The sequence below is a fragment of the Ilumatobacter sp. genome (assembly GCF_049588435.1).
Lineage (GTDB): Bacteria > Actinomycetota > Acidimicrobiia > Acidimicrobiales > Ilumatobacteraceae > Ilumatobacter_A.
Genome location: NZ_JBAVYV010000371.1, coordinates 1 through 12,414, shown reverse-complemented (window position 1 = coordinate 12,414; position 12,414 = coordinate 1). Strand labels below are relative to the sequence as shown.

Annotated in this window: 13 protein-coding genes and 1 pseudogene; 4 read left to right on the top strand and 10 right to left on the bottom strand. The window is 67.4% G+C overall.

Going from position 1 to position 12,414, the window contains the following annotated elements:
* Positions 1–286 (bottom strand): annotated as a pseudogene (locus WBV89_RS14440) (hypothetical protein); the annotation flags it as partial.
* Positions 287–514: 228 nt separating this feature from the next.
* Here WBV89_RS14440 and WBV89_RS14435 point away from each other — a divergent pair.
* Entirely contained in the window at positions 515–1,591 is a 1,077-nt protein-coding gene (locus WBV89_RS14435) for a DUF459 domain-containing protein (protein ID WP_423982054.1), read from the top strand.
* Positions 1,592–1,618: 27 nt separating this feature from the next.
* Here WBV89_RS14435 and WBV89_RS14430 read toward each other — a convergent pair whose 3' ends face one another.
* The 3 genes from WBV89_RS14430 to WBV89_RS14420 are packed head-to-tail and all read right to left on the bottom strand — an operon-like array spanning position 1,619 to position 3,380.
* Positions 1,619–2,455: an enoyl-CoA hydratase gene (locus WBV89_RS14430; RefSeq protein WP_423982053.1), complete on the bottom strand. Its 837-nt coding sequence runs from the start codon at positions 2,453–2,455 to the stop codon at positions 1,619–1,621.
* Entirely contained in the window at positions 2,404–2,835 is a 432-nt protein-coding gene (locus tag WBV89_RS14425) for a Crp/Fnr family transcriptional regulator (protein ID WP_423982052.1), read from the bottom strand. Before WBV89_RS14425 ends, WBV89_RS14430 begins: the two co-directional genes overlap by 52 nt.
* A complete protein-coding gene (locus WBV89_RS14420; RefSeq protein WP_423982051.1) occupies positions 2,772–3,380 on the bottom strand; it encodes a hypothetical protein in 609 nt (202 codons plus the stop codon). Before WBV89_RS14420 ends, WBV89_RS14425 begins: the two co-directional genes overlap by 64 nt.
* 174 nt (positions 3,381–3,554) lie before the next feature.
* Here WBV89_RS14420 and WBV89_RS14415 point away from each other — a divergent pair, with 174 nt between their 5' ends.
* Both WBV89_RS14415 and WBV89_RS14410 read left to right on the top strand, forming a co-directional pair.
* Positions 3,555–4,307: an enoyl-CoA hydratase-related protein gene (locus tag WBV89_RS14415; protein ID WP_423982050.1), complete on the top strand. Its 753-nt coding sequence runs from the start codon at positions 3,555–3,557 to the stop codon at positions 4,305–4,307.
* A gap of 178 nt (positions 4,308–4,485) precedes the next feature.
* Complete coding sequence (locus tag WBV89_RS14410; RefSeq protein WP_423982049.1) at positions 4,486–4,827, top strand: hypothetical protein; 342 nt, start codon at positions 4,486–4,488, stop codon at positions 4,825–4,827.
* 124 nt (positions 4,828–4,951) lie between these two features.
* On the opposite strand, the gene WBV89_RS14405 is transcribed toward WBV89_RS14410, so the two are convergent.
* The 6 genes from WBV89_RS14405 to WBV89_RS14380 all read right to left on the bottom strand — a co-directional run bounded on the left by WBV89_RS14405 (position 4,952) and on the right by WBV89_RS14380 (position 11,472).
* Positions 4,952–8,455 (bottom strand): indolepyruvate ferredoxin oxidoreductase family protein, encoded by a 3,504-nt coding sequence (locus WBV89_RS14405; protein ID WP_423982048.1) that lies wholly within the window; start codon positions 8,453–8,455, stop codon positions 4,952–4,954.
* A gap of 64 nt (positions 8,456–8,519) precedes the next feature.
* Positions 8,520–9,086, bottom strand: coding sequence for a GNAT family N-acetyltransferase (locus tag WBV89_RS14400; protein WP_423982047.1), 567 nt, complete (start codon positions 9,084–9,086; stop codon positions 8,520–8,522).
* 61 nt (positions 9,087–9,147) lie between these two features.
* A complete protein-coding gene (locus WBV89_RS14395; protein WP_423982046.1) occupies positions 9,148–9,657 on the bottom strand; it encodes a hypothetical protein in 510 nt (169 codons plus the stop codon).
* Positions 9,654–10,121 (bottom strand): DUF501 domain-containing protein, encoded by a 468-nt coding sequence (locus tag WBV89_RS14390; protein ID WP_423982045.1) that lies wholly within the window; start codon positions 10,119–10,121, stop codon positions 9,654–9,656. Before WBV89_RS14390 ends, WBV89_RS14395 begins: the two co-directional genes overlap by 4 nt.
* Positions 10,121–10,825: an SRPBCC family protein gene (locus WBV89_RS14385; RefSeq protein WP_423982044.1), complete on the bottom strand. Its 705-nt coding sequence runs from the start codon at positions 10,823–10,825 to the stop codon at positions 10,121–10,123. Before WBV89_RS14385 ends, WBV89_RS14390 begins: the two co-directional genes overlap by 1 nt.
* Positions 10,810–11,472, bottom strand: a complete 663-nt coding sequence (locus tag WBV89_RS14380; RefSeq protein ID WP_423982043.1) for a nucleotidyltransferase family protein — start codon at positions 11,470–11,472, stop codon at positions 10,810–10,812. The genes WBV89_RS14385 and WBV89_RS14380 overlap by 16 nt, the downstream gene beginning before the upstream one ends.
* 210 nt (positions 11,473–11,682) lie before the next feature.
* On the opposite strand from WBV89_RS14380, the gene WBV89_RS14375 reads away from it, so the two are divergent.
* Complete coding sequence (locus WBV89_RS14375) at positions 11,683–12,369, top strand: C40 family peptidase (protein WP_423982042.1); 687 nt, start codon at positions 11,683–11,685, stop codon at positions 12,367–12,369.
* Positions 12,370–12,414: the final 45 nt, after the last annotated feature.

Genomic DNA, 12,414 nt, shown 5'->3' with positions numbered 1-12,414 from the left:
CTTCGAACGCGAGCTGGTTGAAGCCCTTGTCGTCGACACCGCCGACGTCGGTGACCTCACAGATGTCACCTTCCGGGCCGGCGGCGGCGAAGTCCTCCTCGCCCTGATCGGTGGTGGCCGTGTCGTCGCCTTCGGCGGCATCGGTGGTGGCCGTGTCGTCGCCTTCGGCCGCTTCGGTGGTGGCCGTGTCGTCGCTGTCGGACGCGCTGTCGTCGTCGCTGCCGCAGGCTGCGACGCCGAGCGCCGCCACCATGCCGAGTGCCAGCATCTTCTTGCTCTTGATCATGTTCTCCCCTTTGAGATGTTCCTCGGGTTCGCCGAGGTGTTCACGTGAACGAACAAGCTACCAATCGGTAGCCGCACCGGGAACCAAGTCCTGACTCCGTTCCGGAATCAAGGGGTTCGTGGCGACGGCCCGATCGCCGAGTCGGAGCAGCGTGCGAGCCGTCGATCGGCCTCGATCGGACATCGGTGTGGCGCAGTTCCGGGTGTCGTCGGCAATATCGTGGTCGGAATGGCTCCGCCGACGCCTCCGCCCCGGCACCGCGCCGATCGCCGACCGGCGGAGTCGGGCGCCCCGAAGTACTGGGTGCGTCGACTCGGGGTGCTGGTGGTCCTCGGTGTGATCGGCTACGCCGCGGTGACCGCGATCGGAGGCCTCGTCGGCGGCGATGACGGCACCGCCGAGAGGCTGGTCGACACATCGTCGGGGACCGCGTCCGCCGACGAGACGGCGGTCTCCGGGAGCGACGACGCCAGTACCGCGATCGACTGCTCCGTCGAGGCCGAGGCGGAACTGTGCGCGGACCTCGGCCTCGGTGACGACGTGACCGTCGAGGAGGGCGACGCGGCTCCGGCAGGCGACGTCGAGACCACCGACGCCGAGCCCGAGCCCGAAGAACGCACCGGGCCGCCGACGCCCGACAATCCGGCGAAGGTCTACATCGTGGGCGACTCCGACGCCGGCACGTTCGGTCCGTACCTCGAGACGCTGCTCGACGGCACGCTCGTCACCGACACCGAGCTCAACTACAAGGTGTCGTCGGGGCTGGCCCGTCCCGACTTCTTCAACTGGCCCGAGGAATTGGAGGCGAAGCTCCCCGAGGTCGACCCGGACATCGTCGTCGTCACGTTCGGGGGCAATGATTCTCAGGGTCTCTCGTTGCCGCAGGACGAACTCGAGTTCATGGTCGGCGACCCGGTCGACAACGAGGCCGAATGGACCGCGGAATACGAGCGTCGCGCCGGTGAGGTGATGGACCTGTTGCTCGAGGACGAGCGCAAGGTGATCTGGGTCGGGATCCCGAACGACGACAACGCAGATGTCACAGCGAAGCTCGCGATCCAGGACCGTGCGGCGAAGGCCGCCGCCGAGGCGCGGCCTGACGTGGTCTTCGTCGACACCTGGGACCGCTTCTCCGGGCGCGACGGTGGCTGGGCCGAGTTCGTGGTGGATCCCCGGGACAACGAAGGCAAGGACGTCCGCGCCGACGATGGGTTCCACCTGAATCAGAACGGTGCCGAGATCCTGGCCATCGACATCGCGATCAAGGTGCAGGACGCGCTCCGCGAGTTGGGTGCGAACCTCTGACGGTGAGTCGCAGCTCGCCCGGTCACATCACTGCGATTGGCCGCGAGACTGGATCTGCTCGCGGCGCTCGGCGACCTTCTCCGGGCTGAAGTGGCTGCGGCGCCACGCCCGCCCGTCGAGTGACTCGGTCTCCCACGCCCGATCGTCGGTCGCGATCGAGTCGTACGTCGCCCGGATCTGGCGAACACCGTCCGCTTCATTGCCGGAGATGTCTGCGGCGATCGCCCGGGTGAACGGGATCAGTTCAGCGTGGGGAACGACGTGGTTCACGAGTCCGAAATGGAGCGCCTCGGCAGCGTCCATGAAGTTGCCGGTGAAGCTCATCTCGCGTGCCCGGCGGACGCCGATCGCCTGAGGGAGCAGCACGGTCAGTCCCCAGCCGGGCATCACTCCGACGCGGGCATGGGTGTCGCCGAACTTTGCGTTCTCGCTCGCCACGAGGAAGTCGCAGTTGAGGGCCAGCTCGAATCCACCGGTCACGGCGACCCCGTTGATCGCACCGATCAAGGGCTTCGTCAGTTTCGGAAATGGTCCGCGGACTCCGTCGGAATTGGCACTGCCATCGGCGCCGGTGCCGCCGCCGAGATTGCCCCCGGTCGAGCCGAGCTCCTTCAGGTCGAGCCCTGCCGTGAACGCCGGGTCGGTGCCGGTGAGGATCAACACATCGGCGTGGGGGTCGACCTCGGCGCGCCGCATCGCCTCGGACATCTTGGTGAGCACCTCGCTCGACAGGGCGTTGCGCGCGTCCGGCCGGTTGAGGGTGATCGTGGCGATCCGGTCGGAAACCTCGAGCAGCACGACATCGTCGCCGGTCAGATCGGTGGAGGCCGGTGTCGATGGTGGCATGGATGACGGTGACGACATGACGTCATCCTGCCCGCTCCACGGCGGTCGCGTCGCAACCGGCCGTCAGGTCGACGCTCCGGGGAGCCGTATCCGAGAACGTCGGCGCGAGGATCGGCCGCTCGCCGCCGGGTGGCCAGGCCGACCATCAGGCGCGGACACAGCTGAGGTGTGGACTCCAACAGCGTGGTGAACTTCGACCGATCGATGACGATCGCCTCGATCGGGGTGTCGGCCTCCACGGACGCCGACGTCGGTTTTCCGTCGATCAGTGACAACTCGCCCACGACGTCGCCCGGGCCGACGGTGGTTCGAGCGGCGGACGGTCGGGGACAGCTCAGTCGGCGGGGAGGAAGCTCAGGCCGAGATCGCCGAGTCGCACGAGCGTGGACGTGATCCATCCGCCGAGTGCGCCGAAATGGTCGTCGAGCAGCGTGCTGCGACCGTCGGCGACGGTTTCCTCGAACAACTCGTACAACCCCTCGTAGGTGATCTCGACGGCGTACTCGGGCGTCAGGTCGAGCGGGTCGTCCGGATCGGGATGCGAGATCTCGGTGGTCAGCCCCGCACGCTCGAGACGGTCGTCGCCGATGCTCGGGCTGTGCTCGGGGATCGTGTCGAAGACCCGCGACGTCTCGACCGGCTCGCTGAGCTGCTGCATCCGGAGCACGATCTCGATCTCGATCGCCGGACGCACCTCGAGTTCGTCCTCGATGTACCACTGGCGGTACGCCGCCTGGCTCCACGCGGGCCAATCCATCGTGATGTGGGCGACGATCCGTGGGGGCTCGCCCTCGCCGGGCAGCCCGTAGCTCGTCTCCCACGTGAGGTCACCCAGCAGGACGTCGGACTGGAAGTGCTCCTCGAACGGCTGACGTTCGAGGTACGCGGCTTCGAAGGCGTCGCGCAGTGCACTGATCGCATCGGTGAAGACGTGGTCGAGCATCGACTGGTGAATCTACCGACTCGGGATCGACCCGCCCGTCCGCGTTCCCTCACCCACGACGCCCCTGGCCTCGACCGCCTCCTCGACCGGCGATCTCGTGAACTGTTCGCGCACGGAGCGCGGGAAGGGTTCACGAGATCGGCGGGTGGGCGGGGGGAGTGCCATGATCGGGAGATGTCACTCGTACTCACCGATGTCCGCGACGGCGTGGCGACGCTCACGCTCAACAACCCCGACGAACGCAACACGCTCACGGCGCCGATGGTCGCGGAGATCATCGCGGCCATGGACGCCTTCGAGAGCGATGAGGGAATCGGCGCGCTCGTCGTGACCGGAACCGCACCGGCGTTCTGCGCGGGCGCCAACCTTGGAAATCTCGCCGAGGCGACCGGTGAGAGCCTGGGCAGCATCTACGAGGGTTTCCTGCGCATCGCGCGGAGCCCACTCCCGACGGTCGCTGCGGTGAACGGCGCCGCGGTCGGGGCCGGGGCCAACCTCGCACTGGGTTGTGACGTCCGGATCATCGCCGACGAGGCGCGGATCGACACGCGTTTCCTGAACCTCGGAATCCATCCGGGTGGTGGCCACACGTGGATGCTGCGCCGGATCGCCGGACCGCAGGTGGCGATGGCGGCGGTCGTGTTCGGCCAGGTGCTCGGCGGCAAGGAATGCGAGCGGGTCGGTCTCGCCTTCCGGTCGGTGCCACGCGACGAACTCGCCGACGTCGCACAGGAATTCGCTGCCGGGGCGGCGTCGGTGCCGCGCGAGCTCGCGATCACGACGAAGGCGACGATCCAGGCGATGGCCGATGTCGACAACCATCCCGACGCAGTTGCGCGCGAACTGGAGCCCCAGCTGTGGAGCACGCGCCAGCCGTGGTTCGCCGAGCGCCTCGCCGCGTTGAAGGCGAAGATCTCGTCGAAGTAGAGCCTGAGCCCGGGTCCGTTCGGCCGGCATTCGGATGTGACCGTGGTCACGGAAAAGCGCGCAGAACTGTTACACGCGACCCCTGGCTCGGTGAACGTGGCATGACCTAGGGTTGGACGGACAGGAACCGAATCCACCGCGGCGTTATCAACCTGTGCCGCAAAGTAGGAGGTCACCAATGAGCCAGCGACATCGCGACAGCGAGACGCCCCAGATGCTGCCGAAGCAGGAAAGGCGAGCGCACGCACACAGCGAGCGCCACCGAATCCATGTGGAGTTGCAGTCCGTCGCTCAAGGAGTTTCGTCGGGGGTCGCCCCGGAAGACCTCCACGAGCCGGGGAGCGCCTGGAAGCCGTCGCACCACCATGATGCCGACGTGGCCAAGAACAAGCTGGCGAAGCGCAATCGCACCAAGCGCCATTGGAAGACCAAGATGTGGAAGCGTCGCACGCAGCTGCGCGAAGCGAAGATCGAGATGCTGCAGTCGACCCGGGAGAAGTCGGGCATCATCACGACCTGACGCTCACCTGCCTTCATGAGCCGCCCGGAACGGGGCCCTGGGATGACCGGGGCCCCGTTCCGCGTCCTCGCTACATCGCGGAAGGTCGCGGCGGGGTTCGGGTCGGCTGGATCCCGTCGAGTGATCAGCCGGTCGAGCGGGCCCGGGTGCGGTCGGCAACGGCCGCTCGATACTCGTCGACCCGGCGGAGCTTGAGGTCCTCGTAGCCGCGGATCTCCATCGGGAGGGCGAGCGCTCCGAGTACCGCATCGATGTCGTCCGGGTGCGTCCGGAGGTGTTCGAGTTCCGCATCGACCTGAGCGAGGAATTCGTGGACGAGGGAGCGTTCGGTCCGGCGCATGTGGGTACGCCCGAACGGATCGAGCCGCGTGCCACGCAGACGTTTCCCTCTGGCCAGCGTCGACATCATCGGCCGCCCGACCGACGCGGGAACGCCGATCTTCGACGTCATCCCGAGCGCCTTCAACATCGGTGGATGCAGTCGCCAGGTGATCGTTGCGCCTTCTCCGCCGACACGTTCGGCAGCGGCGTGCGCATCGTCGGCGAGCAGCAGCCGGGCGATCTCGTACTCGTCCTTGTACGCCATCAGCTTGTGCAGCGACCGAGCTGTGGTTTCGGTGAGACGGGGGTCCGCCGTGTGCACCGACTCGACCCGGTCGAGGAAACGGCCTGCATACGCCCGGTCCTGATAGCCGACGAGATCGGCGGCGAGCATCGTGATGTCCTCTGCCAGTTCATCGTCGACTCCGAGGGCGGCGATCCGTGACGAGAGGCGGCTCGGCAGCGGCGGGACGGTGACGGTCGGAGTCGTCCCCGGTCGACCGGCTGCTGCGGTTTCGACCGATGCGAGGTCGTCGATCCAGGCCCGGCCCCACCGCAGCGCGTCGATGTTGGTGTCGACCTGGACTCCGTTGAGTCGGATCGCCTCCTCCACCGACTCCGGCCGGATCGGAAGGGCGCCATGTTGGATCGCCGCCCCGATCACGAAGATGTTGGCCGACGTCGCAGTGGCCAGCAGCGACTCCGTGAGGGCGCCCGCATCCACCAGGCGTGTCGCCGACACATCGGTTGCCCGATCGAGCTGAGAGCGGAGTTCGCCGAGTGGTGGAACGCGCCGCTCGGGGTGGCCGATCATCGACCCGGTCGCGGTCGGGCTCGTCGATCCGACCACCACCGTGTGGCCTTCACCGCAGACGTCGAGTGTTCGGCTCGTCGCTGCGGTCACGAGGTCGAACGCCAGGAGCACGTCGGCGGTTCCGCCACCGAGCAGATTCGAGTCGGGGGCACGGCCCGTCGACAGTCGGAGGTCGCTGACGACCGGCCCGGCCTTCTGCGACAGCCCGGTCTGGTCGAGACCTCGACTGTCGTAGCCGTCGAGCATCGCTGCGGTCGCGAGAATCTGGGCGGCGGTCACGACTCCGGTCCCGCCGATCCCGGCGATCCGGATGTCGACGTCGTCTGCCTCGACCCGCAGTGTCGGGTCCGGGAACGTCGCGGGTGGTCGAACGACCCGATCCGGGGTTCGATCGTCGCCGTCGGAGCGGACCACGGTCATGAAGCTCGGGCAGTCCCCGTCGAGACAGGAGAAGTCGAGGTTGCACGACGTCTGGTCGATCGATGTCTTGACCCCGAGCGGGGTGTCGATCGACTGCACCGACAGGCAGTTGCTGACCTCGCCGCAGTCGCCGCACGCCTCGCAGATCCGATGGTTGATCACGACCCGCTCCGCCGGCGTCGCCACGGTTCCGCGTTTGCGGTGGCGACGGTTCTGCGCGGCGCACGCCTGATCGTGGATGAGGACCGTCACACCCGGGACGTCGGCGAGAATCGTCTGCGCCTCGACGATGCGGGTTCGATCCCACACGTCGACCGTGCCGGCGTCGTCGCTCGGGAGCTCGACACGCCGGTATCGGTCGACGTCGTCGGTGGTGATGATCACCCGGCGCACACCGTGCGTGATCAGGATGTCGGCGATCTCGGGAACCCCGAGCTGGCCGACGGGATCCTGCCCGCCGGTCATCGCGACGGTTCCGTTGTGCAACAGCTTGTACGTGATGTCGACGCCGGCGGCGATCGCCGCCTGGATCGCGAGCTGGCCCGAGTGGAAGAACGTCCCGTCGCCGAGATTCTGGATGAAGTGCTGTCGATCGACGAACGGCGCCATCCCGATCCACTGCGCTCCCTCGCCACCCATCTGCGTCAGTCCGGCGGACGTGCCGACCTTCTCGTCGTCCATCAGCAGCGTCATCGTGTGGCAGCCGATCCCGGCGCCGACCAGGACGTCGTCGGGAACCTTCGACCCCCAGTTGTGCGGGCAACCCGAGCAGAAGTACGGAGTCCGCTCGACGCTCAGGGGGATCAGCTCGCGTTGCCGGTCCGGGCGTGCATCGCTCAGTCGGTCACCGATCCGGTCGTGCAATCGTCGGCGAAGGGCCGGGGCGATCAGGTCGGCGACGAGGACTCCGTATCCGACGATCAGTTCGGCGCCGGCGTCGTCGCGCTTGCCCACGACGCGCGGCGCTGCCGGAGAGCCGTACAGGGCATCCTTCAACAGGAGTTCGATGGTCGGATCCTTCTCCTCGACCACGATGATCTCGTCGAGTCCGTGTGCGAAGTCGCGAGCGACATCGGCATCGAAGGGGAGGGGCATGCGGAGCTGGAGGAGCCTGATTCCCGCGTCCTCGATGGCCGTGTCGGTCGACAGGCCGAGGCGACGCAACGCCTCGCGGACCTCGCCGTAGGTGACACCCGACGCGGCGATCCCGATCCACGCATCCGAGGCACCGACGGTCACGCGGTTCAGCCGGTTGGCAGCGGAGTATCGACGTGCGCGTTCGAACCGGGTCGTGCGGATGTCCCGCTCGATCGCCATGTTGAACGGTGGGAGCAGGCGTGCATCCGGCGTGTGGACGAGCGGCGCGCCCTCGACGTGCATGTCGGGGATGACGATCTCCAGCCGGTCCGGTGAGATGTCGACGGTGCCCGAGCCGTCTGCGACCGCAGCGACGATCTTCATCGAGGTCCACAATCCGGTTGCGCGGCTCATCGCGATCGCGTGGCGTCCGAGGTCCAGCGCTTCCTGGACGTCGGCGGGGTAGAAGACCGGGAGATGGAGATCCATCAGGGCGAGGTCCGAACTCGACGGAACGGTCGAACTCTTGGCCGCCGGGTCGTCGCCGACGATCACGACTGCCCCGCCGAGATGTGACGCCCCGGCGTACACGCCGTGGCGGATGGCGTCGCCCGCTCGGTCGAGGCCGGGGGCCTTGCCATACCAGATGCCGAGGACCCCGTCGTGCGTCGCGTCGGGTTGCCCGGGCGCGAGCTGGCTGCCCATCACGGCGGTCGCACCGAGCTCTTCGTTGACGTTGGGCGAGATGACGAACATGACCTGCGGTTCGGCCCGTGCTGCTCGGGCGAACTCCTGGTCGAGTCCGCTGAGCGGTGAACCCTGATATCCCGACGCGAAGGCCGCCGTGTTCAACCCGAGCGCTCGGTCGGCCCGGAGTTGCTCGATCGGAAGTCGGGCGAGCGCCTGGATGCCGGTCATGAACACGGTGTCGTCACCGTCGCCGTAGCGATCGGACAGCTGATAACCCCTGCGTGACTTCGACGTTGTTCGTGGCACCTCGAGCGTTCCTCCGTCGTCACCTCCCCGTCGACGACGGGCGCGCGGTCACTCTGTCACGGGTTCAGCGCCCGATCCAGTCCCTCTCGAAGTCGGCCCGCCGGACGAGCCACTCCTCGCTGGTCATCGCGTATCGGACGTGATCTTCCCAACAGCCGTTGATCTCGAGGTAGCGCAGCGCGACACCCTCCTCGCGGATGCCGAGCTTCTCCATGATCCGACGACTGCGGGTGTTGCGCGGCACGATGCAGATCTCCACGCGGTGGAGTCCGAGTTGTTCGAACGCGAACTGCATCACGAGGGCAACGCCCTCGACGGTGAAGCCGTGGCCGGCATGCGCCTGATCGATCCAGTAGCCGATCGTGCACGATTGCATCGCGCCGCGGATGACGTTGTTGAGGTTCACCTCGCCCGCGATGCGCTGGTCGATGAAGAGCCCGAACTGATAGGCCGTACCGGTCGTGCGGTCGCGATCGCGCTGGAGGCATCGGGACGCGAAGGCCGACTTGTCGGTGGACGGGTTCGGCTGATGTGGAATGCGGCTCGGTTCCCAGGTGGTCAGCCAGGCATCGTTGCGTGTCCGAACCTCACTCCAGGACGCGAAGTCGTTGACCGCGAGCGGTCGCATCATGATCCGGCGTCCGTACAGGTGGACCGGTGCCGGCGGACGCGTGGGGTGGCGAAGACCCATCTCAGCTTTCTCCGCGGTCGGCTTCGGCGTGGGTCGTGATCGCGACGGACGACAGTTCGAAACGGCGCATCATCGCGAGGACCACGCAGCACGTCGCGATGATCGTGTCGACGTGGTCGGCATCGAGGCCGGGATTGTGGATCCGGTCGGCCCTCGCTTCGGACACGAGCGTCCGGAACACCTCGTCGGCATCGGGGCGTTCGAGGGTGTAGCCGGTCGGCACGTCGTCGAGACCGACCTCGACGCGAGCGAGCGTCGTCGAATGCGGGCCGACGAAGACGACCCCCGGTGCGTCGAGCACGAGTGGCGACTCACGGATGACGTCGTCGAGGTGGTCGGTCACGATGCCGAGCGAGTTCGTGAGCTGTTCGGGTGACGGGCGATCGCTGCGTTCGAGTTCGTTCTCCACGAGTGACACCGGGCCGATCGGGACGGTCCAGTCGCCGCCTCCGACCATCGAGATCCGAAGTTCCCGATCGGCGACGTCGACGACGAGGTCACCCGGATTCATGCGTCCGCCACCGGTGGCATGCCAGGAGTTCCGGGTGGGACCCGCTCCAGTGTCCAGCGTCCGATCGCGTCGTCGCCGGTCGCCAGATGGTTGGCGACGTGGGCGTGCAGACACTTGACGCCGACGCGGGTTCCGCCGACACCTCCCGATGGACGTGGGCCTGCGTGATCCTCGGCGATCGCGGCGTCTCGTTCGATTTCGTATCGACGATGGATCGACGCGATCGTCTCGTCCGCCAGCTCGGCCTCGACCTCGTCGATGGCTCCGTCGGCTTCGACGCGGCTGACCGCCTTCACCAGCTCGGCGCCGACCAGGTAGTAGCGGGTGGGCATCGGAGTTCCGTCGTCCAGGAACGGGGCGTTGCGAACGACGACGGGATCACCCGACGCATCGCGCACGATCACCTCGAACTCTCCGCGCGGTGTCCTGCCGAGGAGTTCGGCGACGCGGGCCCGATCGTCCATCAGCTCCGACGGCGGAGGAGGAACAGGACGATCAACAGGGCGACGATCGCCGGTGCGGCGCGCTTGAGGATCGAGCTGCCACTGACGTCCATCAGATCGATCGGATCGGCTGCGGGTCCGTTGATCTTGCGGACCGTCGGCTCTGCCGGCTCGTCGGATTCGGTGGCGGCGGTGGTCGTCGCCGGTGCCTCGTCCTTCGGCTCGGACGTCTCGTCCGCAGCGGGTGCGGCGACACCGTCCTCGTCGATCATCTTGTTGAGGTTGTCGGCGAACTGATCGATCAGCTTGGCGCTCACGTCGCCGAGGATGCCGCGACCGAACTGGGCCACCTTGCCGGTGATGTGCAGGTCGGTCGTGACCACGACCTTGGTGCTGGTCGGCGACAGGCTCTCGGCATGGGCGGAGATGTCGGCCGAGGCGTTGCCGCGGCCACCCGTGTCGCGCCCGGTCCCCTTGATGACCACGCGGTAGTTCTCGTCATCCTTCTCGACGAAGTGCGCGTCACCCTTGAACTGTGTCGAGATCGCGCCGAGCTTGACTTTGACGACACCGTGGTACACGTCGCCCTTCTCGTCGTCGTGGTGGACCTCTTGGAGCTCGGCGCCGGGGAGGCACGGAGCGATCTTCTCGAGGTCCGTGATGATCGGCCACGCTTCGTCGATCGCTCGGTTGACCGTGAACTCATTGTTCAGTTGTTCTGCCATCGTCGGAGATCCTCTGCAGTGTCGATGTCGGTGGGGGAACCCGTGCACGGTACTTCACGTACGAGTGCGGGGTGAAGACGCATCAGGCTACGGGCACCTTCGTCTCCTTCGGAGGGAAGCAGGTCCCACACGGAATGATGAAGGGCGACGGGGTTGGCGCGCCGATCACCATAGACCGCGACGGCGATCGGGGTGACTGCCGTGGCGGAGGATGCGACGGCACGCCACGCGGTTGCTTCGATCCCCGGTTGATCCGCGAGCCCGATGACCGCGACGGTGCTCCCGCGGGCACGGGCGACGTCGAGACCGGTGCGGACCGATGTCATCTGGCCGTCCTGCCAGGAGGGGTTGTGGACGGTCGTCACCGCCGCGCCGTTCCGGTCGCCGTCATCCGGGTCATCTGCCTCGTCGAGTCCGAGTTCCACGGCCGAGAGCCGCCCCGTCACCACGACGACCGTGCCCAGTCGCGCCGCGATTGCGGTCGCGATCGATCGATCCGCCACCGACTCGGCGGGTCGGTCGTTCGACGCAGGCAGTCGTGCTGACAGTTTGTGACCGATGTCACGGAAGCGGCTCCCTGCCCCCGCGGCGAGCACGATCGCGGTGGTCGACACCTCGCGGTCGGCGGGCGCGTCGAACCTGCTCACCGGTGCACTCGCGGCGTGTCGAGGAGACGCATCGGATGAATTCTGCACGATGATTCCGTTCCGAAGATGTCGGTCGGGTGACGATGGAACGATCACGCGACTTGAGTATGTCGAATTGATGACGATATGTTGTCGCTTCGTCACACAACGACGTGCCACAACGGAGTGGCGTCGTCGTCGGCCGTCCGCCGCGACAGGACCCTTCGTCTCATGACCTTCACCACTCCGTCTCCTTCCGTGCGTCTCCGCCGAGGTCTGCGTGCCGCCGCGCTGGTCGCCGCGTCCTTCGGGGCGTTCACGACCGCAGTTGCCTTCGACGGAGGAACGGTGTCCGCCGAATCCGCCGGGCTGCCCGTCAACGCACTCGCGCCGGAGATCACCAACTCGGCACGAGCAGCGGTCGCCGCGCTCGATGCGTACGCCGAGTCCGGATCGGTCGCCGACGAACAGACCCTGGCCTGGCACCGGGCCGCAACCGCGCGCTACACGGCTCGCCAGCTGGGCTACGACGAACTCGCGATGGTCCACGCCTGGGGCTCGACGGGCCTCTCCCACCAGCGTGCCGTGCTCGGCGCACTCACCCAGGTCGGGGTGCCGTACCGCTCGAACACCAGCATCGAGAACGAGGGCTTCGACTGCTCCGGCTTGACCACCTATGCCTGGAAGGGTGCCGGTCTCGAACTGACACGACAGTCGGGTGCGCAGATCTCCCAGGCCGAGCGCCTCGACCGGGAACAGGCGATGGCCGGCGACCTCGTGCACTACCCCGGTCACGTGATGCTGTACCTCGGTGTCGACGACGCGATCGTCCACTCGGTCATGTCCGGCCGGACCGTCGAGGTGGACACCATCCGCCGCGGCAGCGTGAGCTTCGGCGACCCCACCCACACCCGCTGACCCAGCGCCCGCGCCACAGCGGCCAGCCGCACGTCGGGTCACCGC